Here is a 22512-nt window from a genome sequence, read left to right as displayed (position 1 = left end):
TTACGGCAGCCCGCGGGCGGAAACGATCAGAGCCGGACCCGGGCCTCGGAGGGCGCGTCCACCTGGCCTGTTCGGGCACGCGGGGAACGCATGAGCGATCGCATATTGAACCATTGCAAAGAGCAAGAAAAATAAGTTCTAAGTACAACCAACTGGCCGAAAAGTGGTCCACACCAGAGCCCGGCCAGGAGCACTCTGGCCCTCGATCGATGAGGTGTGTGCCGACGTGACCACCACCGCACGGCGGCACCGCGATGCCCGAGGAGGGCCCGCGACATGGGCATGGGACGCAGCAGGGCGAAGGCGGAGCGCGCCGCCGCGGACGCCGCCGAGCGACTGCTCGAAATCGGCCGATTACTTCACAAGGCACCCACGACACCGGAGGGCCGAGCGGTCTTCCGCCCAGGTCAGAAGGTCAACGACCAGCCCTACCGGGAGCGGTGGGCCCACGACAAGGTGGTGCGCTCCACCCACGGCGTTAACTGCACCGGCTCGTGTTCGTGGCAGGTGTACGTCAAGGACGGCCTGATCACCTGGGAGACGCAGGCCACCGACTACCCCTCCACCGGACCCGACCGGCCCGACTACGAACCGCGGGGCTGCCCGCGCGGCGCGTCCTTCTCCTGGTACACCTACTCGCCCACACGCGTGCGGTACCCGCTGGCTCGCGGCGTTCTGGTGGAGATGTTCCGGTCCGCCAAGCGGAGGCTCGGCGACCCCGTCGCGGCCTGGGCGGAGATCACCCAGGACCCGGAGCGGCGGCGCCGCTACCAGGCGGCGCGCGGCCACGGCGGCCTGGTGCGCGTCAGCTGGCAGGAGGCCCTGGAGATCGCGGCGGCCGCGTACGTGCACACCCTCGACGCGTACGGCCCCGACCGGATCGCGGGCTTCTCACCGATCCCGGCGATGTCGATGGCCTCGCACGCCGTCGGCGCCCGCTTCCACGCCCTGATCGGCGCGCCCATGCTGTCCTTCTACGACTGGTACGCCGACCTGCCCGTCGCCTCGCCCCAGGTCTTCGGCGACCAGACCGACGTGCCCGAGTCCGGCGACTGGTGGGACGCCGCGTATCTGATGCTGTGGGGCTCGAACGTGCCGGTGACCCGCACCCCGGACGCCCACTGGATGGCCGAGGCCCGCTACCGGGGCCAGAAGGTCGTGGTCGTGTCGCCGGACTACGCCGACGCGACGAAGTTCGCCGACGAATGGCTGCACCCGCACCCCGGGACCGACGGCGCGCTCGCCATGGCGATGGGCCATGTGATCCTGCGCGAGTGCTTCGTCGACCGACAGGTGCCGTACTTCACCGACTACGTCAAACGGTTCACCGACCTGCCGTTCCTGATCGCCCTGGACGAGCGGGAGCAGGGAACGTACGCCCCGGGGCCCTTCGCCACCGCCGTGGACGCGGACCTGGCACAGGAGGCGCACGCGGACGCGCGGCGCTGGATGCCGGTGTTCCTCGACGCGGTCACGGGCGAGACCGTGGTGCCGGGCGGCACCCTCGGCGACCGCTGGAGCAAGGGCGGCGAGGGCCGCTGGAACCTCGACCTGGGTGACCTCGACCCCGTGCTGAGCCTCCTCGGACACCCGGGCGCCGGGACCGCGACGGTGGTGCTTCCCCGCTTCGACGGAGCCGTCGACCAGGAGGGGGCGGGCGCGACGGTCCGCCGCACCGTGCCGACCACCCGCGTCGGCGGCCGCCTGGTCACCACGGTGTTCGACCTGATGCTGGCCCAGTACGGCGTGGCACGCGAGGCCCTCGACGGACAGCGGCCCGTCCCGTACGAGGACGCCTCGGCCCCCTGCACCCCCGCCTGGCAGGAAGCCGTCACCTCGGTGTCCGCGGGGGCCGTGGTGCGCGCCGCCCGCGAGTTCGCCCGCACCGCGGAGCAGACCCGGGGCCGCTGCATGATCGTGATGGGGGCCGGGACCAACCACTGGTTCCACTCCGACACGATCTACCGCTCGTTCCTCTCGCTGCTGCTGCTCACCGGCTGCCAGGGCGTCAACGGCGGCGGCTGGGCGCACTACGTGGGACAGGAGAAGGTCCGCCCCTACGCCGGCTGGCAGCAGCTGGCCACCGGCTCCGACTGGGCCCGCCCCTCGCGGCAGATGGCCGGCACGCCCTACTGGTACCTGCACACCGACCAGTGGCGCTACGACAGGACCACCGCGGACGCCCTCGCCTCGCCCACCGGAGCGGGGGCGCTGAGCGGGCTGCACACCGCGGACCTGCTCGCCCGCTCGACCCGGCAGGGGTGGATGCCCGCCTACCCCACCTTCTCGGCCAACCCGCTGACCCTGGGGCGGCGGATCCACGAGGCGGGCGCGGAGCCCGGCCCCTGGGTGGCCGCCGAGGAGGCTGCGGGCCGCCTCACCCACGCCTTCCAGGACCCCGACGACCCCGCCAACTGGCCCCGCGTCCTGACGGTGTGGCGGGCCAACCTGATCGGCTCCTCGGCCAAGGGCAACGAGTTCTTCCAGCGGCACCTGCTCGGCACCACCGACAACGCGAGCGCCGACGAGGTCCCGCCCGACGACCGGCCCCAGGACGTCGCCTGGCACGAACAGGCCCCGCGCGGCAAGCTCGACCTGCTGCTCGCGCTCGACTTCCGCATGACCTCCACCACGCTCTTCGCCGACCTCGTGCTGCCCGCCGCCACCTGGTACGAGAAGCACGACCTGTCCAGCACGGACATGCACCCCTACGTGCACGCCTTCTCCCCGGCGATCAACCCGCCCTGGCAGGCCCGCACCGACTTCGAGATCTTCCACGGGCTCGCCGCCGAGGTGTCCCGCCTCGCCCACGGGCGCCTGGACGTCGCCCACGACCTGGTGGCCACGGCCCTCCAGCACGACACCCCCGGCGAGGCACCGCCACCGGGGCCCACCCGGCCGCAGTACACGCTCGTCGAGCGCGACTACCGGGCCATCGCCGACAAGCTCGCCGCGCTCGGCCCGCTGCCCGACGAACTGGGCCTCCAGGTCAAGGGCGTCACCGTGCGCACCACCCCCGAGAGCCGCTGGCTGACGGCCCGCTGCGGCACCGCCGCCCAAGGGCCGGCCCGGGGCAGGCCCCTGCTGGACACGGACGTCAAGCTGTGCGAGGCGATCCTCGCCCTCTCCGGCACCACCAACGGCCGCGTCGCCGCCGAAGGCCTGCGCCGGCTGGCCGAACGCTGCGGCGGCGACAGCGGCCTCGAGGAACTCGCCGCGTCGGTCGCCGAGCGACGCGTCGTCTTCTCCGACACCCAGGCCCGCCCCGTGCAGGTCAGCGCCAGCTTCGAATGGTCCGGCAAGGAGGCGTCCGACCGGCGCTACGCGCCCTTCACGATCAACACCGAACACCGCAAGCCCTGGCACACCCTCACCGGACGGCAGCACTTCTACCTCGACCACCCCTGGATCACCGAGTTCGGCGAACAGCTACCCGTCTACCGGCCGCCCCTCGACCTGGCCCTCCTCGGCGAGCGGCCCGCCACCGACGGCACCTCGGTGACCGTGCGCTATCTGACACCGCACTCGAAGTGGTCCATCCACTCCGAGTACCAGGAGAACCTCCTGATGCAGACCCTCGCCCGCGGCGGGCCCGTCATCTGGATCAGCGTCACCGACGCCGCGGCGATCGGCGTGGCGGACAACGACTGGATCGAAGCGGTCAACGCCAACGGCGTGGTCGTCGCCCGCGCCGTCGTCTCGCACCGGATGCCGCCCGGCACGGTGTTCATGTACCACGTGCAGGAACGCCTGGTGAACGTCCCCAAGTCGGAGCGCACCGGGCGGCGCGGCGGCGTCCACAACGCCCTCACCCGGCTCCTCGTCAAACCGACCCACCTCATCGGCGGACACGCCCAGCTGTCCTTCGCCCCCAACTACTACGGCCCGACCGGCAACCAGCGCGACGCGGTCACGGTCATCCGCCGCCGCTCCCAGGAGGTGCAGTACTGATGCCCCGTGACGAAGGCCCCATCGGACGCTGCATGGCCCAGGTGGCGATGGTGATGAACCTCGACAAGTGCATCGGCTGCCACACCTGCTCGGTCACCTGCAAGCAGACGTGGACCAACCGCTCGGGCACCGAGTACGCCTGGTTCAACAACGTCGAGACCCGCCCCGGCCAGGGCTACCCCCGCGGCTACGAGGACCAGGACAAGTGGAAGGGCGGCTGGCGGCTCAAGCACGGCTGTCTCGTGCCGCGCAGCGGCGGCCGCGCCCGCCGCCTGGCACGGCTCTTCGCCAACCCCGAACTGCCCTCCCTCGACGACTACTACGAGCCGTGGACCTACGACTACGACAACCTGATCAGCGCGCCCCTGGGCGACGACGTCCCCACGGCCGCGCCGCGCTCCCAGATCGACGGCCGCCCGACGTCCGTCACCTGGGGCCCCAACTGGGACGACGACCTCGGCGGCGGGCCGCAGCACCTCGCGGGCGACCCCGTCCTGAAGGACATCGGCGAACAGGTGCGCCTGGAGTACGAGCAGGCGTTCATGTTCTATCTGCCCCGCATCTGCGAGCACTGCCTCAACCCGTCCTGCGTCGCCGTGTGCCCCTCCGGCGCGCTCTACAAGCGCATCGAGGACGGCATCGTCCTCGTCGACCAGGACCGCTGCCGCGGCTGGCGCATGTGCGTCACCGGCTGCCCGTACAAGAAGGTCTACTTCAACCACACCACCGGCAAGGCCGAGAAGTGCACCCTGTGCTACCCGCGCATCGAGGCCGGGCAGCCCACCGTCTGCTCCGAGACCTGCGTCGGCCGGCTGCGCTACCTCGGCGTGATCCTCTACGACGCCGACAAGGCGGGGGAGGCCGCCGCCACCCCCGACGAGAAGGACCTGTACCAGGCCCAACTGGACTGCTTCCTCGACCCCTTCGACCCCCGGGTCGCGGCCGCCGCCGAGGCGTCCGGCATCCCCCACGACTGGATCACCGCCGCCCGCCGCTCCCCGGTGTACGACCTGATCAGCCGGTACCAGGTGGCCCTGCCCCTGCATCCCGAGTACCGCACGCTGCCCATGGTCTGGTACGTGCCGCCGCTCTCCCCGGTGGTCGAGTCCCTCACCGCCACCGGCCACGACGGCGAGGACCCCGCCAAGCTGTTCGCCGCCATCGACACCCTGCGCATCCCCGTCTCCTACCTGGCCGGCCTGTTCACCGCGGGCGACCCCGCGCCCGTCGAGGCCGCGCTGTGCCGCCTCGCCGCGATGCGCTCCCACATGCGGCGCGTCAACCTCGGCGAGGAGCAGGACCCCGCCATCGCCCGCGCCGTCGGCATGGACGCCGCGGAGATCGAGGCCATGTACCGGCTGCTCGCCCTCGCCAAGTACGACGAGCGCTACGTCATCCCCACCGGCTACCACACCACCGCCACCGGCGACGAGCCCGACGGCTGCAGCCTCGACCACGACCACGGCCCGGGCATGTTCGACGCCGACGCCTTCCACACCCCGCTGCCCGGCACCGAGGAGCCCGAGCCCGAACACGCCGGGACCTCGCTGCGCGGCCGCGTCAACCTCCTCGACTGGAACGGGCAGGGCCGCCCCGATGGCCTCTTCCCCGGCCCCGAAGGACACCGGGCATGAGCGACTCACCCCTCGTCCACCAGGCCGCTTCCCTGCTCCTGCGCCACCCCGACGCGGACTGGCCGCACCGGCTCCACGCGGTCACCACCGCCCTCGCCGCCGCCCCCGGGCCCCGCGCGGAACCGCTGCTCCGGTTCTGCGCGGCCGTCGCCGACGTCCCCGTGCTCGACCTGTCCGCGCGCTATGTGGCGACCTTCGACCGCAGCCGCAGGCGCACCCTGCACCTGACGTACTACACCGACGGCGACACGCGCCGCCGCGGCCGGTCCCTGCTGCGCTGGCAGGACCTGTACCGCGCGCACGGGTGGCAGCCGCCCGCCGACGAACTGCCCGACTTCCTGCCCCTGGCCCTGGAGTTCGCCGCCCGCTGCCCCGCACCGGGGCGCACCGCCCTGCGGGAGCACCGCGCCGCCGTCGAGCTCCTCAGGCTCGCCCTGCGCGACCACCACAGCCCCTACGCCGACGTCCTCGAAGCCGTCTGCCGCACCCTGCCCGGCGCCTCGCCCACCGACCGCGCGGCCGCACTGCGCCTGGCCCGGACGGGACCGCCCACCGAGACGGTCGGCCTCCTGCCCTTCCCCCGACGAGCCGCTGCGCACCCGCACGAGGAGGAGACCGTCCCGTGAACCACCTGCACACCACCTTGTGGGGCGTGCTGCCCTACCTCGTCGTGGCCTTCATGGTCACGGGCACCGTGTGGCGCTACCGCTACGACCGGTTCGGCTTCACCACCCGCTCCAGCCAGCTGCACGAGAGCCGGCTCCTGCGGGTCGGCGGCCCCCTCTTCCACTTCGGTCTGCTCTTCGTCGTCGCCGGACACCTCATCGGCCTGCTCGTCCCCGAGGCCTTCACCGACCGCGTCCACGTCCACGAGTGGCTCTACCACGCCAACGCGCTGCTCGTCGGCGGCATCGCGGGCCTCGCCACCCTGGCCGGGCTCGCGATCCTGCTCTACCGCCGCCTGCGCGTACCGGCAGTCCGCGGCGCCACCAGCCGCAGCGACCGCGCCGTCTACCCGCTCCTCGCCGCGGTGATCCTGGCCGGGATCACCGCGACCGCCTCCACCGCGCCGCCCCACCACTACGACTACCGGCTCGGGGTCTCCGTGTGGGTCCGCTCCCTGTTCGCCCTGGACCCCGACGTGTCGGCGATGTCCCACGCCCCGTTCGTCTACCAGGCGCACACGCTGCTCGCCCTGGCGCTGTTCGCGCTGTGGCCGTTCAGCCGCCTCGTGCACGCCTTCACCGCCCCGGTCGGCTATCTGGTCCGTCCCTACATCGTGTACCGCTCCCGCGGCGCGCGGCCCGCGCCGGTGGCCGCCCCGCCGGTACGGGACGCCGCCGCGCGCCGGTGAGGCGCGGGCTCCGGCTCCGTGACCGGTGCCGGTCGCTGCCACCGGCGTGCTTCGCGCCCGTCATGGCCACCGGCATCGTGTCCCGGGCCCTCGACGAAGCCGGGATCCGCACCGCCTCCGCGCTGCTCTTCGCCTTCGCGTGCGCGCTCTACGCGGCCCTCCTGGTGGCGAGCGGCGCCAAGGCCCTGTTCCACCCCGCGGTCCTGCGAGCCGAACTGGCCGACCCCACCCGGGTGTTCGGGCACTTCACCTTCGTCGCGGCCTCCGGCGTCCTCGCCACCCGCCTCAGCCGCGGCCCCGCACGCGGGACGGCGTACGTCCTGCTCGCCGCGGCGGGCGCGGCCTGGGCGGTGCTCGCCGTCGGCCTCGCGCGCCTGCCGCGCACGGCCGCGCGGGAGGCCGACGGCACCTGGTTCCTGGCGACCGTCGGCCTCCAGTCGCTGGTCCTCTGCCTCACCAGCCTGCCGCCGCGCCCCGTGTTCGTGCCGCTCGCGTTCGCCCTGTGGTGGTGCGGGGTCCTGCTGTACGCGGGCACCGCCACCGTCCTCGGCCGCAGGCTGCTGCGCCGTCCGCCGGACCCCGCGCGCTGCACCCCGGCGTACTGGGTCACGATGGGTGCCGTGGCCATCAGCACGCTCGCGGGCACCCAACTCCACGACCACGAGGCTCTCTTGCCGCACGCGGTGCGCGGCACGCTCGCCCTCGCCGTGGTCGTCCTCTGGAGCTGGGCGACCGCGCTCATCCCGCCGCTGCTCGCCACGGGCTGCTGGCGGCACTTCCACCACCGCGTCCCGCTGGCGTACGAGCCCGCCCTGTGGTGCGTCGTCTTCCCCGTCGGCATGTACGCCACCGCCACCGCGCGCGTCACCGCCACGCTGACGCCGCACGCGCCGGGCGTGGCCGTCCACCTGCTCGCGTGGGTCGCGGCGGCGGTGTGGCTGACGGTGCAGGGGCACGCGGTGGCGGCGCGGCGTCCCGCTCGCCCCTGACGCTGGAGGCCGCCCTTATGCGCCGGAGGGCAAGGGGGCCGCGTGGCTCGATCAAAGAGCCGGCTGCCGGAACTCCTCGGCGACCTCGGGCACATGGATGGAACGGTCGCCCGCCACTTCCAGCAACGCCCGCAGCCCCGCCACCAGTCCGGACCGTGCCTCGGGCGGCACCCCTTCGACGAGCCTGGCCACCTCCCGGCGCCGGTGCCGCAGGACGCGCTCCACCAGGGTCGCGCCCGACGGCGTCAGCGTGAGGATCACCTCGCGCCTGCTGTCGGGATTGGCCCGGCGGTCCACGAGCCCGCCCGCTTCGAGCCGCGCCACCGCGCGCAGCGCCGTCGAGGCGTTCACTCCCAACACCTCGGCCAGTTCGGCGAGTTTGACCGGGCCGCACCCCTCCAGGGCGACCATCGTCCGCAGCTGCGGCAGCGAGAGCGTCTCGTCCACCTCGGCCAGCGCCCGTGCCGACATGCCCATCACCAGGCGCGACGCCGCCATCACCACAGCGACCACGTCGTCTTCCTCGACCACCGCTCCGCCTCCGCCCCCGGCCCCGCCCCCGCCGCTCCGGTCACGGCGGTCGGCAGCGAGCCCCTCACTCGACACCATGGCAAGACCGTAGGGCATAGGCCCGGTGGCCGGATCGTGATCGCTCCGGCCCGGTTGTTCACCGGCGGGGCAGCGGACCGTCCTAGGGTGTCCGGCGGACCGGAGCGAGAGGCCGCCGAACGCCTCGGCGGCCGTGAGGGGGGAGCCATGGACCACGCGCGCACGCCGTCCGGGCGCGGGGTGTTGGAGGGGGCCTTCCTCCTGCTGGAGGAGCTCGCCCGGGTGGGCGAGGCCGGACCGACCGGGCTCAGTCACGCGACCGGACTGCCCAAGAGCACCGTGCACCGGCTGCTCGACCAGCTCACCGCCCTCGGCGCGGTGGAGCGGCACGACGGCGGCTACCGCATCGGCGCGACCGTGGCCCGTCTGGGGCGGTCCTGGAACGCCCATCGGGCCCTGGAGAGGAACGCGGCGCTGCCGTTGCGGCACCTGGTCTCGGTGACGCGGGCGACGGTCTGCCTGACCGTTCCGCACGCCGGGCAGATGACGGTGGTGACCGGGATACCCGCGGCCGCCCGGGAGTTCTTCCCCCATCTGGCGGGCCAGACGCTGCCGCCCGACAGCGCCGCCGACGTGATCTTCGCCGCCGCGGGGCCGACGGCCGCCCCGCCGCCCCAGGGGCACACCTCGGTCCAGTGGACCCGTCGGGTGCGCAGGGCCCGCGAGCAGGGCGCCGACATGCACCAGTACGAGTGGGAGGGCGAGCGCAACTGCCTGGCGGTGCCGGTGCACGCCCTCTCGGGCGAGGTCGTCGCCGCCGTCGGCGTGGCCGTCGTGGACACGCGCCGCCTGGCCACCACCGTCGAAGCCGCCCAGCGCGCCGCCCGCATGCTGAGCACGAGCCTGGGGCGGACACCCGGCGCCGGGGCCCCGCGCAGCGGCTGAAGCGGGCGGAGCACCACCGTGGGGGGAGACTCACCGACACCTGGAGGCCCGTCCAGGTTGTACGCATGGCGTCCGATTGACCCGTGCCCAAGGGTGCGCTTGGATCCGTGGAGGCCCTCGGCGTCGGGCCGGGGGGAACACGCTCTGGGGGGAACATGTCCTTGGCTAGAAGCGTGCAGTCGTCCGCCGTACGCGCCTTACGGATCGGCAGGGCCGCCGTCGCGGTCACCGCGGTCGGAGTCGTCACCCTCACCGCGCTGCCCGCGACAGCGCAGGCGGCCGGGCCCGTCAGGTCACCCGCGCCGAGCGTGGAGCGCGTGTCCGTCGCCGCCGACGGCACCCAGGCCGACAACAACTCGACCCACGCCTCCCTGTCGCGGAACGGCGCCTTCACCGTCTTCCACAGCGCCGCCACCAACCTCACGTCGGAGCCCGCGCCCCGCCCGCCCGGCACGGTGCACGTCCGTGACAACGCGACCGGCGCGGTCAAACGGATCAGGGACTCCTTGCAGGACCCCGCCGTCAGCGACGACGGACGGTACGTCACCTACCTCGGCTGGGGCAGCCAGACGGTCAAGGTCAAACTGGCCGACCTGGAGACCGGGCAGACGAGGACCGTCAGCAGCGGTCCGGCCAAGGCCGGTTCCAACAGCGCCACCATGAGCGCCGACGGCCGCTACATCGCCTTCACCCAACTGCCCGACCACCCCTCGGTCCCGTCCCGCGTCGACGTCTACGACCGCGTCAAGGACACCTACGAGACCGTGAGCGAGGGCCCGCCGGTCTCCACCCGCGACATGCAGGAGCCGTCCATCAGCGCCGACGGCCGCTACGTCGCCTACCGCGACGCGGGCACCGGCGAGGTCTGGCGCTACGACCGCGACCAGCACGCCCGCGTCCGCGTCGACGACAGCGGGTCGAGCGAACTCGTCCAGCTCAGCGGGAACGGCCGTACCGTCGCCATCAACACGACGAACGGCGCCTACGTCCGTGACGTACCCAACGGCGCGACCACGCGGCTCCCCGGCAAGAGGATCGACGCACTCAGCGAGAACGGCCACCAGGTGCTCTACCAGAGCAACGACCCCGTGGCGTACTCGGCGCTCCGCCTGCGCCACGTCCCGAGCGGCCGGGAGACCGGCGTCCACGGCAACGCGCGGGCCGTTCCCGGAGCCCTCGCCGGTGAGGACCGCCTCGTCTTCGACAGCCCCGACGCGGGCATCGTCCCGGGCGACACCAACGGCAAGGCCGACATCTTCCTGTGGCGGGCCCACCCGCCTCAGAACGGCAGGTAGAAGCTGAGCACGTCCGCGGTCAGCGGCGGGAAGAGCACCCGGAACAGCTCCTCCCGCGCGGCGTAGACGTCGGGTCGCAGGCGTGTCAGGCCCTCCAAGCCGTGCGGGCCGAACAGCAGGGCGGGCAGCTGGTCGGGCGCCACCCCGGCGCCGCCCACGGCCCTGGGGCCCTGCATCGGCCCGCCGGTGACCACGGGCCCGAGGCCGTCGGCCCGCACCGGCAACCGGTAGTGGGCGCCGAAGGTGGACACGACGATGTCGCGATCGCCGGGATCCGCGCCGGCCGCGGTGAGGCGCTGCCAGAGCAGCGGCCGCAGCCGGTCCAGGAGCGCAGCTGTGTCCGGGACGCGGACGTAGTACTGCTCGGCCTGCTCGCGCGGCGCGTGCTCCAGGAACTCCCGCCAGGCGGCGGACGTCACCGTGCCCGGCCGGTCGACGACGCGCACCGGCCCCTCGGGGGCCAGGGCGGCGACCCCGCGCAGCAGCTCCCGGGCCGCCGCCTCGTCGCGTGCGGCGGCCTCGGCGAGGAGCACCCCGTCGTTCCCCGGCGTGGTGCGCCCGGTGGCGACGACGGCTCCGGCCCGCTCCAGGACCCACAGCGCGCTCGCCTCGTGCTCAAGCAGCCACCGCCAGCAGGCGGCCGAGTGCGGCATCGCCACGTCGAACCGTTCCTGCGCCGCGTCCTGGAGGGCCGCCATCGCCGGGATGTCGGCGGGCCCGGCGGCGCGCAGCGCGGGAGCTCCCGCACCGGGCGGCGGTGTCCGCACGGCCAGGGTCTGCGGCATGTCGATGGCGTACTCGTACCCGAACAGGCGGTAGAAGTACGGGATCCCGATCATCGCCTGGACCACGTGGCCCCGCGCGGCGGAGCGTTCGTGCGCCCAGCCCATGAGTGCCCGCACCAGGCCGCGGCCTTCGTACTCCTTGTCCGTGGCGACCAGTTCGACCTGTCCCGCGGGCAGCCGGACGCCGCCGACGCGCAGGTTCTCGTCGAGGAGCGTCGCGGTGGAGACCACGCGGTCGCCGTCGACGACCACGGCGCAGGAGGACCACCCGGCGTCCGGGTCCTCGGCCACGAGGCGGTGGTCGAGGGCGTCGGCGGGCTCCCCCCGCGCGGTCAGCAGCGCGCCGATCCGGTCGAGGTCCTGAGGGCGGGCCTCGCGCAGCACGAGGCCGTCGGCCAGGGAAACGGGGGCGGGACAGGGGAAGGTCGTCGTCACAGCCGGACTATCGCACCGCCCGATTCGGGCCGTCCACCAGGTTTTCTGCCCGGGCTTCGGCGCGGGCGGCCAGGCGACGGCCGACGCAGGCGGTGAGGGCGGGGACGACCGCCTCCATCGCCGGGCGCCAGCCGGGGACGGAGTTGACCTCGCAGACGGTGTAGGTGTCCTCCGAGGCGAACAGCAGGTCCACCCCGGCGATGTCCAGGCCCAGGGCGCGGGCCGCGGCCACCGCCAGCTCCTCCGCGCGCGGGTAGTGCCCCCGGCACAGCGCGGCGGAGCCGCCCTTGGCGATGTTGGCGGTGAGGCCGCCGTTGCCGGAGGTGTGCAGCACGGCGTCCACCGGCTCGCCGTCGACGACGATGACGCGCAGGGTGCGGCCGTGGGAGTGGGCCACGTGCTCCTGGAACAGGAACGGCACCTCGTGCTGGAGGCTGCCGGCCAGCGCGCGCAGCAGCTGGGCGTCGGGAGCGAGGAACACCTGCGTGCCCTTGCAGCCGCTGACGGACTTCACCACGCACGGCCCGTCAAGGCGAGGGCTGCGGACCACGCCTTCGAGCGGCGCGGTGGCGTAGGAGAGGGTGTCGGGCACCGGCAGTCCCGCCAGGGCGAGTTCCTGGAGCTGCCAGAGCTTGTTGCGGCTGGTGAGATGGGCGTCGACGCTGTTGACGAGGGTGCTGCCCATGCGCTCCAGATGCCGGAGCAGGGTCACCTCGCGGTCGTCGCGCATGGGTCCCGCCACCTGGCGCACGCACACCACTTCGGGAGCGGGCAGCTCCGCGCCGCCGAGGGTGTGCAGCACCAACCGGCCGTCCTGGACGCCGAAGATCAGCTCGTCGGTGTGCCAGACCGCGAACCCGTCGCCGTGGGCGGCCGCGAGGGCGTCGGCGAGCTCACGCGTGGACCTGCGCAGCGCGGTGGGGTGCTGCCGCACCAGCATCCATACGTGCGCGGGTGCCGCGATCACCGGGCGGGTACGGTCCTGTGGCTCCACACTGGCTCCTCGTCTCGACGCCGCCCTGGTGGGGGGCGGTCCGGAAGGGGCCAGTCTCACAGACCGCCCGGTCAGCGGCGGACGGGCGCGGACGGCATGGCCGGGTCCCGGCCCCGGGCCGCGCGGCCCGGGGCCCGGCCGGACGGCCCGCGCGGCGCGGCTCGGGGCCGCCGGAAAACCGGTTGACCGGGCTGCGGCGACACGGGCTAGATTCCGCGCATGGCCGATGTTCAGGGCACATATGATGATCTGTTCACCGCCGTACCCCAGGCACTCGCGGCGCTCCTCGACTCGGGTGACACGGGCGCCTCGGCAGCGGTCTTCGTGGACGGCGAGCCGGTGGTCGACGTCTGGGGCGGCTTCGCCGACGCGGACCGTACGACCGACTGGCAGCGGGACACCCTCGTCAACACCTGGTCCGTCACCAAGACGATGACGGCGCTGTGCGCCCTGATCCTCGCGGACCGCGGCGCGCTCGACCCGGACGCGCCGGTCGCCCGGTACTGGCCGGAGTTCGCGGCCGCGGGCAAGCAGGGCGTGCTGGTGCGCCATCTGCTCGCGCACACCGCGGGGCTTCCCGACTGGGAAGGGCCGGTCGAGGAGCTCTACGACTGGTCGGCCGCCACGGCGCGCCTGGCCGCGCAGACGCCGCGCTGGGAGCCGGGTACCGCGGCCGGATACCACTCGCTGACCCAGGGATTCCTGGTCGGTGAGGTCATCCGCCGGATCACCGGCCGGAGTCCGGGCCGCTTCTTCGCCGAGGAGGTGGCCGGGCCGCTGGGCGCCGACTTCCACCTGGGCCTGGCGGCCGAGCACGACGGCCGGGTCGCGCTCGCGGTGCCGCCGCCCTCCCAGGGCGAGGACTACGCCGCGAGCGCGCCGGGCAGTGACGCCACGCTTTCCGGTGCGAGGGCGATCCGGGTCCGCGACGGCAACAGCGTCGCCTGGCGCCGCGCGGAGATCCCCGCCGCGAGCGGCTTCGGCAACGCCCGCTCGGTCGCGCTCGTGCAGTCGGTCCTGGCCTGCGGGGGAGCGGTGGGCGGCGTGCGGCTCCTGTCGGAGGCGGGCTGCGCCCGCGCGTGGCAGGAGCAGTTCCACGGCGAGGACCGCGTCCTGGGCACCCCGATGCGCTACGGCATGGGCTACGGCCTGTTCGGCACCACCTACGGCTGGGGCGGCTGGGGCGGTTCGCTGGTCATGGTCGAGCCCGACGCCCGCATGGCGGTGGCGTACGTGACGAACCAGCTGCGCCGGCCCGAAGAGGACTACCGGGGCCTGGACGTCGTGATGGCCGCCTACGACGGGCTCACGGCCCTGCGCGCCTGATCCCGCAGGGGCACGTCACCTGCGCGCTTGCCGCGCGAGCCGGTCGAGCTGCTTGTCGACCACCACGCCGACGGGGAAGCGGGGCGCGTCCCGGGCGCCGCGGTCACTCACGTCCACGGTGAGCGCGCCGACGCGCACCCAGGTGTGGTGGTCCACCAGCGGGGCGCCGTCCCGGCCGGTCGAGCTCAGGTCGAAGGTGACGGCCTCGTCACCGAACTCCGCGGCCTTCACCAGGGATATCCGGGAGTTGAGCCTGCCCTCCGGGGTCCGTCCCACCAGGGTCCTACAAGTACTGAGGCCGTCCGTCAGCTCCTGGAACCGCTCGGCGGCCCCGGCACCCGCGTACGAGGCCAGCCAGGTGCGCCCGCCCCAGGTCCTGCCGCGCCACCAGAAGTCCTGGATCACGGACGCGGACGCGTGGTGGGCGACGAGCGCGTCGAACACGTCCTGGCAGCCGGGGCCCGGCACCCGCACCGGCGGATCGTAGCGGGGCACGGGCCCCTGCACCGAGGTGTTCTCGGCCTGCGGCACGTCTCCGTCCCGCAGGAGGAGGGACTTCAGCTTCCCCGCGGAGAGCGGCCGGGCCCCGGCTGACGACGGCGCGGCCGACGACGGGGTGGCGGACGCCGGCGCCGCGTCCTTCGACCGCCCGGCGTCCCCCGCCTCCTGCGCCGAACACCCGGCGACGACGGCCACCACCACCCCCACCGCCGCACCGACAACGCCCCGCTGCCCCCACCGCACCACCACTGCCCCCTTGATCGCCTCGGACCGAGCCGGGCAGACACTACGGCCCGACGGCACGGTCGAGCCACCCCGGCCCCGCCCGGCGGTGAGCCACGAACCTCCTGCGAGGATCACCGGCATGACAGCCGAGACCGCGTACCACGGTGAGATGGGCGAGCAGTTCGCCGCGCAGGCCACGGACAGCGCGTACAACGCGCACACCGAGCGTCCCGCGATGCTGGAGCTGGCCGGTGAGGTGCGGGGACTGCGGGTCCTCGACCTCGGCTGCGGAGCCGGGCACCTCGCCGCCGAGTTCCTGGAGCGGGGGGCCGAGGGCGTCACCGGAGTCGAGGGCAGCGCGTCCCTCCTGGCGGCCGCGCGCGAGCGGCTCGGGGACCGTGCCGCCTTGCACCCGCACGACCTCGAGGAGCCGCTGACCTTCCTGCGCGACGAGACGTTCGACCTGGCCGTGATGGCGCTCGTCTACCACCACGTCGAGGCGCGCGGACAGCTGCTCGCCGAGATCCGGCGCGTGCTGCGGCCGGGGGGCACCCTGCTGGTCTCCACGTCCCACCCCACCAGCGACTGGACGCACTTCGGCGGGTCCTACTTCGCCACCGACCGGGTGCGGCTGCCGTTCGGCGGGACGTTCGCGCTCACCTACCGGCGGATGACCCTCGAGGTCTTCCTCGGCGAACTGCTCGGCGCGGGCTTCGTCCTGGAGAAGCTCGTCGAGCCGAGAGCCACCCAAGAGGCCCGGAGGGTCGATCCGCGCCGGTACGACAAGACCCACCACCAGCCGCTGTTCCTGACCGTCGGGCTGCGTCGTCCGTGACGCCCCGCGGCAGGCGTGCTGCCCGGCGGCAGGAGGGCGCGACCGCTACGCGGCCGGACGGACGGCGACCGCGTCGACCTCGAAGAGCATGCCCGGCAGGGCGAGCGAGGCGACACCGCTGAGGGTCTGCGCCGGAAGGCGGTCCCCGAAGCGGGCGTGCAGCGCCTCGCCGAGGGCACCGAGCTTGTCGACGTCGTGGTCCACGATGTACGTGCCGAGACGGACGACGTGCTCGAAGCCGAGACCCACCCCTTCCAGGGCCGACCGCAGTCGCTCGAAGGCCAGGTCGACCTGGGCGGCGAAGTCACCGGGCACCGGGGCACCGGTGGCGTCGGAGGCGTACTGACCGCCGATGAAGACGAGTTCGCCGGGCGCCGATGCGGCGTGGCTGTAACCGAAGGGGGTCGGGTCGTGGAGCGTGGCGGGGTTGGTGAGGGTGCGTGCGTCGCGCGTCATGTCCTGGCGATCCTCTGTGATGGGCGGCCGCCGCGCGGTGCGAGGGCGGCACGTGTGGGGAGCCGATCGGGCCCCGACTGCTCGAACGTTCTGGTGAACGTCCCGTGCCGGTCCTCGCATTCCGCTGGACAGAACATCTCCTGAAAGGAGTTCAGTCCTTCGAGTCCGGCTTCTCGGCGGCGGTGGCCGCGCCGTCGTCGGCTCCCTTCGGCTGCTCGGGGGCGTCGGGCGTGCTGTAGAAGACGGAGTTCTTCTGCCGGGTCCGCTGGGCCTGGCCCTTGGCGACCAGCTTCTCCAGGGTGGTGCGCACGACCGTGGTCTTGATGGTGCGATCCGGGTGGCCCTGGGTGAGCGCGGTCGTCACCTCGGCGGCCGAGCGCGGTTCGCTCTGCTGACCGAGGTGGGTGCGCACCAGCTCGATGAGGGTGGGACCTTCGGCGGGCTTGGACTTGGGCTTGGGCTGCGGCTTGGCCTTGGCGGCCGCGGCCTTCTTGGGCGCGGTGCGCTTGGTGCGGGGCGCGGTCTCCCGGGGTGCGGGGACCCGCGCCTTGCGGGCCGTCGCCTGCCGGACGGAGGCCGCGGCCCCGTCGTCCAGCAGCTGCTGCATCTTCAGCAGCAGCTCACGGTCGCGCTGCAGGGCACGCAACTGCTCCTGCAGGGACTGCACTTCGGTACCGATACGTTCCTGCTCGGTGGCGTTGCGCTCGAGGTCGGCCGCGAGCTGCGCGGCGTAGTGACTCTCGAGTCCGGTCGGTGTGGCGAGGGCATCGGACATGACGTCCACCTCTCCTGAGTGCGAACGGGGTGTCGGCGGATCCTACCCGCATGTTTCTCGCCATGATCCTGCTCGGTCGGCGAGAGTTCGTCCGGCGGCGGCTGCGCGGGGTCCATGAGCGTGACACCTCATGGCCCACCACGACACCGTCCACCGGGCGAGGCAGGCAGGACATGGCTGCTTCTCTACCCAGGGGTCGGCCGTGTACCCAACCCGGCCCGTCGCAGTCCGCGTTGAACCGTCTTGCCCCGGGGAAGGCAGGAGCGCCCGCGCGGTTGACTTCGTCGTCGAGCGGCCTCGGCGGACACCCGGGCGACGGGCCCGCGGTGACGAACGAGGCCCTTCCGGGCACGGCCCTCCTGGGGGATGATCGCGTGATGAGCGAGATCATTCTGATGTCGGACCCGAGGGTCGCCGCGATACCCGTCGCCGAGTGCGGCGAACGTCTCGTGGACGTACGGCGCGACGGCGGCCTGCGCGTCGACGACCGCGAGCAGGACCCGGCGGACGGCTTCGCGCACCTGCGGTCGGCGGACACCTTCGCCCAGCTGCGCGCGGGCGTCCTGGAGCGCCTGCTGAAGGCCCAGTCGCTGCTCCCGGCCGACGTGCGGCTGCTGTTCGTCGAGGGGTACCGGTCGCTGGCGCTCCAGCGCGCGTACTTCGAGGAGTACGCCGACGAACTGCGGGCCCAGCACGCCGACTGGTCCGCGGCGCAGCTCCACGCGGCGACGAGCCGGTACGTGTCACCGCCCGAGATCGCCCCGCACAGCGCGGGCGCGGCCGTCGACCTCACCCTGGCCGACGCCGACGGACGCGAACTGGACCTGGGCACCCGCATGAACGCGGACCCCGAGGAGAGCGAGGGCGCCTGCTACACCGACGCCGCCAACATCAGCGCCCGGGCCCGCGCCCACCGGGAGCTGCTCGGCTCCGTACTCACCGCCGCGGGCCTGGTGAACTACCCCACCGAGTGGTGGCACTGGTCCTACGGCGACCGCTACTGGGCCCTGCACACCGGCGCGGACGCGGCCCTCTACGGCCCGACGGAACACACCCCTTCGGCCTGAACGCCGCGGGCCCGGCGGGACGGAAGCGGCCGCCCCCCGGCACGAGGGGCGCCCGTGAGGCGGCCACAGACGGGGCCGCCCACCGGGCCCACCGCCTCCACCAGCGAAGATGTGCTCATGACTGAGGCAAACGAGCACCGCCGTACCGTCCTGGTCGTCGAGGACGACCCGGGTGTGCGCAGCACCCTGGACCACCTGCTGCGCTTCGAGGGCTACCGCGTCCTGCTGGCCCCCGACGGGCTGCGCGGGCTCGCCCTGATCGAGGAGGAGGGCCCGGACCTGGCGGTGGTGGACGTGGTCATGCCGGGCCTGGACGGCCTGGCCCTGTGCCGGATGCTGCGCAGACGCGGCGACCGGCTTCCCGTGCTCGTGCTCACCGCCCGGGACCAGATCGGTGACCGCGTCGCCGGACTCGACGCGGGCGCCGACGACTACCTGGCCAAGCCGTTCGCCACCGAGGAACTCCTCGCGCGCATCCGCGCGTTGCTGCGCCGCACCGAGGCCCCCGAGGCCGCCGCCGGGCTGCTGTCCTTCGGCGACCTCACCCTGGACCCCGCCACCCGGCAGGCCCACCGGGGACCCCACCCGCTCGATCTGACCAAGACCGAGTTCGACGTCCTGGAACTGCTGTTGGACAACCCGGGCGTCGTGCTCACCCGCGCCCAGATCTACGAGCGCATATGGGGCTACGACTTCGACACCACATCGCGCTCCCTGGACGTCTACATCGGCTATCTGCGCCGCAAGACCGAACACGACGGCGCCCCACGGGTGATCCACACCGTGCGCAACGTCGGCTTCACCGTCAGGTCGGCGTGATGGCACGCCCCCTGGCCCGGCTGGCCCGCCTGACGCTGCGCACGAAGATCACCCTGGTGGTCGTGGCCGCGGCCGTGCTCGCCATCGGCGTCACCGTCGTCGCGTCGTACCGCGGCGTCAGCGACCTCGTCGCAGACGAACTGGAACGCGGCCTCGAAGACCGCGCCGACACGGTCACCATCCTGCTCGGCGCCTCCCGCAAGCCCCCGGCGCGCCCCGACGTCACCGAGCAGGTGCTGCTCGCCGACGGCACCGTGCGCCCCCTCAGCCCCGGCCGTGACCGCCTCCCGGTCTCGGACGCCGACCGCGAGGTGGCCCGCACCGGCACCGGGACCAGCCGCCAGGACGTGTTCGTCTCCGGCCGCGAGTACGGGGTGCTCACCAAGGCGCTGCCCGACGGGGGAGCGGTGATGGTCGGGCAGCACTACCAGGGCGTGGCCCGCGTCGAGAACGCCTTCCTGTGGCGCATCCCCTGGACCACCGTGGCCGCCACCGGCCTCTCGGCGGTGCTGAGCTGGATCGTCCTGGGCCGCATCCTGCGCCCGGTCAGCCGCCTCGCCCGCGCCACCGGGCGCATCACCACCACCCAGGACCTGTCCACGCCCCTGCCGCCCGCGGGAGCGGACGAGATCGGCCAGCTGACCCGCAGCTTCGAGGCGATGCTGGGCGCCCTGCGCCGCTCGCGCGCCCAGCAGCAGCAACTGGTGCAGGACGCGAGCCACGAACTGCGCACCCCCCTGACCTCCGTACGCGGCAGCGCCGAGCTGCTCCAGCGGGCCCGCGGCCGACTCGACCCGAAGGACGAGGAGCAGATCCTGACCACCCTCGTCACGGAGACCGCGGCACTCGACGAACTCGTCCGCGAACTCGTCGAGCTGGCCACCGACCGGTACACCGGGGAGGACCCGGCGAGCGTCGACCTGCCCGCCGTGGCGGAGGAGAGCGCGCAGCGCTACCGCCAGCGCACCGGCCGAGCCATCACCGTCACGGCCGAGGGCCCCGTCCCGGTGCGGGCCAGGCCCCGGGCGCTGCAACGCTGCGTGGACAACCTCCTGAGCAACGCGGTGAAGTTCAGCGAGGCCCCCGCGCCCATCGCCCTCCACGTCGAAGGGAACCGCCTGACGGTACGCGACCACGGACCCGGCATCGCGCCGGACGACCTGGACGCCGTCTTCGACCGTTTCTACCGCGGCCCCCGCGCCCAGTCCATCCCCGGCTCCGGCCTGGGCCTCGCCATCGTCCACGACATCATCACGGCCGACGACGGCACCGTCTTCGCCACCGGCGCCCCGGGCGGCGGTGCGCAAGTCGGCTTCCAGCTCCCGGCCGACTCACCGGGGCCCGGCCGGCGCTCGCTACAGTTCCCCCGTGAACGACACCCATGAGCAGCCCCCGCCGCCGGACTGGCGCGTCCTCGCCGTCGGCGGCGCCTCGGGAACGGGCAAGACCACGGTCAGCCGCGCGCTCGCGCGACGGTTCGCCGTCCCCGTCGTGGAGGTCGACGACATCGTGGAGGCGCTCCTCGCCGTGACCCGGCCCGAGCACCTGCCCGAGGTGCACATCTGGCGCACCCACCCCGAGGCGGCGCTCCAGGCGCCCGAGTCGGTCGTCGAGCGGCAGATCGCGATCGCCCGGGCGCTCGCCCCGGCCGTCGAAGCGGTGGTCGCCAACCACGTGGACACCGACACTCCCGTCATCGTCGAAGGCGACTACCTGCTCCCCGACCTGGTGCGCTCGATGGACGGGGTGCGGGCCGTCCTCGTCCACGAGGACGACGAGGCCCAGGTGACGGCCAACTACCTGGCACGCGAGCCGGAGGCCGGACCGCAGGAGCACCGGGCGCGCGTCAGTGTGCTGTACGGCAGGTGGCTCGCCGACCGGGCCCGGACCCTGGGCGTTCCGGTCGTGGCCCCGCGGCCCTGGAGCGACCTGCCCCACCGCGTCGGCCGGGCCGTCGGCGCGCACGCGCTGAGCTGACGCCCCGGATCAGCCCCGGGCCTACCCGGACCGCTCCCGCAGCACGTACTTCTGGATCTTGCCGGTCGACGTCTTCGGCAGGCTGGTGACGAACTCGACCCGGTCCGGTGCCTTGAAGCGGGCCAGGCGGGAGCGCACGTGGTCGATGAGGTCCTGGGCGGTCACCTCGACGTCGTCTGCGACGGGGCCCAGGACCACGAAGGCCTTGGGGCGTTCGCCCCACTTCTCGTCGGGCACGCCCACGACCGCCACCTCGTGGACCGCGGGGTGCGAGTCGATGGCGCGCTCGACCTCCACGGTGGAGATGTTCTCGCCGCCGGAGATGATGATGTCCTTGGCCCGGTCCCGGAGTTCGACGTAGCCGTCGGGGTGCCGCACGCCGAGGTCCCCGGAGTGGAACCAGCCGCCGCGGAACGCCTCGGCGGTGGCCTCGGCGTCCTCGAAGTAGCCCGCCATGACGTTGTTGCCGCGCATGACGACCTCACCGAGCGTGGTGCCGTCGGCCGGGACGTCGCGCAGGTCCTCGTCGACGACGCGCAGCCCGTCCGTCTGGATCATGCCGACCCCCTGGCGGGCCCGCAGTGCGTGGCGTGCCGGGCCGTCCAGGGCGCCCCAGGAGGGCTGCGGTTCGCAGACGGCGTACGGCCCGTAGGTCTCGGTGAGTCCGTAGACGTGGACGACGTCGGCGCCGAGGTCCTCGACCCGGCGGATCAGGGTGGGGCTGGGCGGCGCGCCCGCGACCGTCACCGTGAGCGGGCGCCGCAGCCGGTGGGCCTGCGGGGCGGTCGCGAGGGTGAGCAGGACGGTCGGGGCGCCGTTCAGATGCGTCACGCCCTCGGTGCCGAGGAGGCGCCAGACGTCCTCGGCGACCACCGCGCGCAGGCACACGTGGGTGCCGCCGATCGCGGTGACGGCCCAGGCGGTGCACCAGCCGTTGCAGTGGAACATCGGCAGGGTCCACAGGTACACGCTCTCCGGCGTGTGCCGCGAGTGGAGCACCTCACCGAGGGCGTTGAGGTACGCCCCGCGGTGGGTGTACATGACGCCCTTGGGCCGACCGGTCGTGCCGGAGGTGTAGTTGAGGGCGATGACCGCGTTCTCGTCCGGCACGTCCCAGGAGAGCGGACGGTCCTCGCCCCGGGCGAGGAACGTCTCGTACGGCGTGCCGAGTGCCGCCCCGGCGTCCGCGCCGACGACGACGGTCTCCTGGACCGACGCCAGGCCGCCGGGGTCCAGCCGGGCCCCGGCGAGCAGCTCCGCGTCGCCCACCAGGAGGCGGGCCCCGGAGTGGTCGCAGATGTGCCGGACCTCCGCCGGGGCGAGGCGGGTGTTCACCGCGACGAGCACGGCACCGGCCAGCGGCACGCCGAAGTGTGCGACGAGCAGTTCGGGGATGTTCGGGGCGAGATAGGCGACCCGGTCACCGGGCGCCACTCCGGAGGTCCGCAGCGCGTGCGCGAGCCGCGTCGCCCGCGCGGCGAACTCGGCATAGCTCAGCCGTAGTTCACCGTGCACGACGGCGGTCTTGTCGGGGTGGACCTCGGTGGCGCGGCGCAGGAAGGCCAGGGGGGTGAGGGGGGTGTGCATCGGCGTCCTCGGT

20 protein-coding genes are annotated in these 22512 nt (G+C 73.5%); 13 read left to right on the top strand and 7 right to left on the bottom strand.

What is annotated here, in order from left to right:
• Positions 1-282: 282 nt before the first annotated feature.
• From AC5WAM_RS01710 to AC5WAM_RS01690, 5 genes are all read left to right on the top strand, one after another.
• The gene (locus AC5WAM_RS01710; protein ID WP_495523781.1) at positions 283-3951 is read left to right on the top strand and encodes a nitrate reductase subunit alpha; all 3669 of its coding nucleotides are present in this window, start codon (positions 283-285) and stop codon (positions 3949-3951) included.
• On the top strand, positions 3951-5585 hold the full coding sequence (narH, locus tag AC5WAM_RS01705; RefSeq protein ID WP_495521262.1) for a nitrate reductase subunit beta: 1635 nt from the start codon (positions 3951-3953) through the stop codon (positions 5583-5585). Before AC5WAM_RS01710 ends, narH begins: the two co-directional genes overlap by 1 nt.
• Positions 5582-6211 (top strand): nitrate reductase molybdenum cofactor assembly chaperone, encoded by a 630-nt coding sequence (gene narJ / locus AC5WAM_RS01700; protein WP_366794491.1) that lies wholly within the window; start codon positions 5582-5584, stop codon positions 6209-6211. Before narH ends, narJ begins: the two co-directional genes overlap by 4 nt.
• On the top strand, positions 6208-6939 hold the full coding sequence (gene narI, locus AC5WAM_RS01695; protein ID WP_495521261.1) for a respiratory nitrate reductase subunit gamma: 732 nt from the start codon (positions 6208-6210) through the stop codon (positions 6937-6939). The genes narJ and narI overlap by 4 nt, the downstream gene beginning before the upstream one ends.
• A 62-nt stretch (positions 6940-7001) precedes the next feature.
• Positions 7002-7928 (top strand): tellurite resistance/C4-dicarboxylate transporter family protein, encoded by a 927-nt coding sequence (locus AC5WAM_RS01690; RefSeq protein WP_495521260.1) that lies wholly within the window; start codon positions 7002-7004, stop codon positions 7926-7928.
• 51 nt (positions 7929-7979) lie between these two features.
• Here the strand turns inward: AC5WAM_RS01690 and AC5WAM_RS01685 are convergent, their stop codons facing one another.
• Complete coding sequence (locus AC5WAM_RS01685; RefSeq protein WP_495521259.1) at positions 7980-8537, bottom strand: MarR family winged helix-turn-helix transcriptional regulator; 558 nt, start codon at positions 8535-8537, stop codon at positions 7980-7982.
• 147 nt (positions 8538-8684) lie between these two features.
• Here AC5WAM_RS01685 and AC5WAM_RS01680 point away from each other — a divergent pair, with 147 nt between their 5' ends.
• Complete coding sequence (locus AC5WAM_RS01680) at positions 8685-9422, top strand: helix-turn-helix domain-containing protein (protein WP_495521258.1); 738 nt, start codon at positions 8685-8687, stop codon at positions 9420-9422.
• 161 nt (positions 9423-9583) lie between these two features.
• The gene (locus AC5WAM_RS01675; protein WP_495521257.1) at positions 9584-10717 is read left to right on the top strand and encodes a protein TolB; all 1134 of its coding nucleotides are present in this window, start codon (positions 9584-9586) and stop codon (positions 10715-10717) included.
• Here AC5WAM_RS01675 and AC5WAM_RS01670 read toward each other — a convergent pair.
• Both AC5WAM_RS01670 and AC5WAM_RS01665 read right to left on the bottom strand, forming a co-directional pair.
• Entirely contained in the window at positions 10702-11937 is a 1236-nt protein-coding gene (locus AC5WAM_RS01670; RefSeq protein ID WP_495521256.1) for a GNAT family N-acetyltransferase, read from the bottom strand. The genes AC5WAM_RS01675 and AC5WAM_RS01670 overlap by 16 nt on opposite strands.
• Before the next feature lie 7 nt (positions 11938-11944).
• Positions 11945-12931 carry a RimK family alpha-L-glutamate ligase gene (locus AC5WAM_RS01665; protein ID WP_495521255.1) on the bottom strand — a complete coding sequence of 329 codons (987 nt, stop codon included), beginning with the start codon at positions 12929-12931 and terminating at the stop codon, positions 11945-11947.
• Between the two features lie 219 nt (positions 12932-13150).
• On the opposite strand from AC5WAM_RS01665, the gene AC5WAM_RS01660 reads away from it, so the two are divergent.
• A complete protein-coding gene (locus tag AC5WAM_RS01660) occupies positions 13151-14257 on the top strand; it encodes a serine hydrolase domain-containing protein (protein ID WP_495521254.1) in 1107 nt (368 codons plus the stop codon).
• Positions 14258-14272: 15 nt separating this feature from the next.
• Here the strand turns inward: AC5WAM_RS01660 and AC5WAM_RS01655 are convergent, their stop codons facing one another.
• A complete protein-coding gene (locus AC5WAM_RS01655; RefSeq protein ID WP_495521253.1) occupies positions 14273-14965 on the bottom strand; it encodes a hypothetical protein in 693 nt (230 codons plus the stop codon).
• 157 nt (positions 14966-15122) lie between these two features.
• On the opposite strand from AC5WAM_RS01655, the gene AC5WAM_RS01650 reads away from it, so the two are divergent.
• Entirely contained in the window at positions 15123-15818 is a 696-nt protein-coding gene (locus AC5WAM_RS01650; RefSeq protein ID WP_366795121.1) for a class I SAM-dependent methyltransferase, read from the top strand.
• A gap of 45 nt (positions 15819-15863) precedes the next feature.
• Here the strand turns inward: AC5WAM_RS01650 and AC5WAM_RS01645 are convergent, their stop codons facing one another.
• Together AC5WAM_RS01645 and AC5WAM_RS01640 are read right to left on the bottom strand one after the other, a co-directional pair.
• A complete protein-coding gene (locus AC5WAM_RS01645) occupies positions 15864-16274 on the bottom strand; it encodes a RidA family protein (RefSeq protein ID WP_366795120.1) in 411 nt (136 codons plus the stop codon).
• 151 nt (positions 16275-16425) lie between these two features.
• Positions 16426-17049 carry a hypothetical protein gene (locus tag AC5WAM_RS01640; protein ID WP_366795119.1) on the bottom strand — a complete coding sequence of 208 codons (624 nt, stop codon included), beginning with the start codon at positions 17047-17049 and terminating at the stop codon, positions 16426-16428.
• A gap of 377 nt (positions 17050-17426) precedes the next feature.
• Here AC5WAM_RS01640 and AC5WAM_RS01635 point away from each other — a divergent pair, with 377 nt between their 5' ends.
• From AC5WAM_RS01635 to AC5WAM_RS01620, 4 genes are all read left to right on the top strand, one after another.
• Positions 17427-18116 carry a M15 family metallopeptidase gene (locus tag AC5WAM_RS01635; protein ID WP_366795118.1) on the top strand — a complete coding sequence of 230 codons (690 nt, stop codon included), beginning with the start codon at positions 17427-17429 and terminating at the stop codon, positions 18114-18116.
• 117 nt (positions 18117-18233) lie between these two features.
• A complete protein-coding gene (locus AC5WAM_RS01630) occupies positions 18234-18935 on the top strand; it encodes a response regulator transcription factor (RefSeq protein WP_366795117.1) in 702 nt (233 codons plus the stop codon).
• Positions 18935-20320: a HAMP domain-containing sensor histidine kinase gene (locus AC5WAM_RS01625; protein ID WP_495521252.1), complete on the top strand. Its 1386-nt coding sequence runs from the start codon at positions 18935-18937 to the stop codon at positions 20318-20320. Before AC5WAM_RS01630 ends, AC5WAM_RS01625 begins: the two co-directional genes overlap by 1 nt.
• Positions 20304-20912 carry a hypothetical protein gene (locus tag AC5WAM_RS01620; RefSeq protein ID WP_495521251.1) on the top strand — a complete coding sequence of 203 codons (609 nt, stop codon included), beginning with the start codon at positions 20304-20306 and terminating at the stop codon, positions 20910-20912. The genes AC5WAM_RS01625 and AC5WAM_RS01620 overlap by 17 nt, the downstream gene beginning before the upstream one ends.
• Before the next feature lie 21 nt (positions 20913-20933).
• Here AC5WAM_RS01620 and AC5WAM_RS01615 read toward each other — a convergent pair whose 3' ends face one another.
• The gene (locus tag AC5WAM_RS01615; protein ID WP_495521250.1) at positions 20934-22499 is read right to left on the bottom strand and encodes a long-chain-fatty-acid--CoA ligase; all 1566 of its coding nucleotides are present in this window, start codon (positions 22497-22499) and stop codon (positions 20934-20936) included.
• Positions 22500-22512 lie beyond the last annotated feature (13 nt).

Source organism: Streptomyces sp. JLYT201 (assembly GCF_059448825.1).
This window is presented reverse-complemented; position numbering and strand designations above follow the sequence as displayed.

What these genes read in the sequence shown, in the direction of transcription:
- AC5WAM_RS01645 (WP_366795120.1), bottom strand. Translation starts at nt 16,274, where the DNA reads ATGACGCGCGACGCACGCACCCTCACCAACCCCGCCACGCTCCACGAC.
- AC5WAM_RS01630 (WP_366795117.1), top strand. Translation starts at nt 18,234, where the DNA reads ATGACTGAGGCAAACGAGCACCGCCGTACCGTCCTGGTCGTCGAGGAC.
- AC5WAM_RS01660 (WP_495521254.1), top strand. Translation starts at nt 13,151, where the DNA reads ATGGCCGATGTTCAGGGCACATATGATGATCTGTTCACCGCCGTACCC.
- AC5WAM_RS01635 (WP_366795118.1), top strand. Translation starts at nt 17,427, where the DNA reads ATGAGCGAGATCATTCTGATGTCGGACCCGAGGGTCGCCGCGATACCC.
- AC5WAM_RS01650 (WP_366795121.1), top strand. Translation starts at nt 15,123, where the DNA reads ATGACAGCCGAGACCGCGTACCACGGTGAGATGGGCGAGCAGTTCGCC.
- AC5WAM_RS01680 (WP_495521258.1), top strand. Translation starts at nt 8,685, where the DNA reads ATGGACCACGCGCGCACGCCGTCCGGGCGCGGGGTGTTGGAGGGGGCC.
- AC5WAM_RS01690 (WP_495521260.1), top strand. Translation starts at nt 7,002, where the DNA reads ATGGCCACCGGCATCGTGTCCCGGGCCCTCGACGAAGCCGGGATCCGC.
- AC5WAM_RS01710 (WP_495523781.1), top strand. Translation starts at nt 283, where the DNA reads ATGGGACGCAGCAGGGCGAAGGCGGAGCGCGCCGCCGCGGACGCCGCC.
- AC5WAM_RS01640 (WP_366795119.1), bottom strand. Translation starts at nt 17,049, where the DNA reads ATGTCCGATGCCCTCGCCACACCGACCGGACTCGAGAGTCACTACGCC.
- AC5WAM_RS01625 (WP_495521252.1), top strand. Translation starts at nt 18,935, where the DNA reads ATGGCACGCCCCCTGGCCCGGCTGGCCCGCCTGACGCTGCGCACGAAG.
- narH (WP_495521262.1), top strand. Translation starts at nt 3,951, where the DNA reads ATGCCCCGTGACGAAGGCCCCATCGGACGCTGCATGGCCCAGGTGGCG.
- AC5WAM_RS01615 (WP_495521250.1), bottom strand. Translation starts at nt 22,499, where the DNA reads ATGCACACCCCCCTCACCCCCCTGGCCTTCCTGCGCCGCGCCACCGAG.
- AC5WAM_RS01685 (WP_495521259.1), bottom strand. Translation starts at nt 8,537, where the DNA reads ATGGTGTCGAGTGAGGGGCTCGCTGCCGACCGCCGTGACCGGAGCGGC.
- narJ (WP_366794491.1), top strand. Translation starts at nt 5,582, where the DNA reads ATGAGCGACTCACCCCTCGTCCACCAGGCCGCTTCCCTGCTCCTGCGC.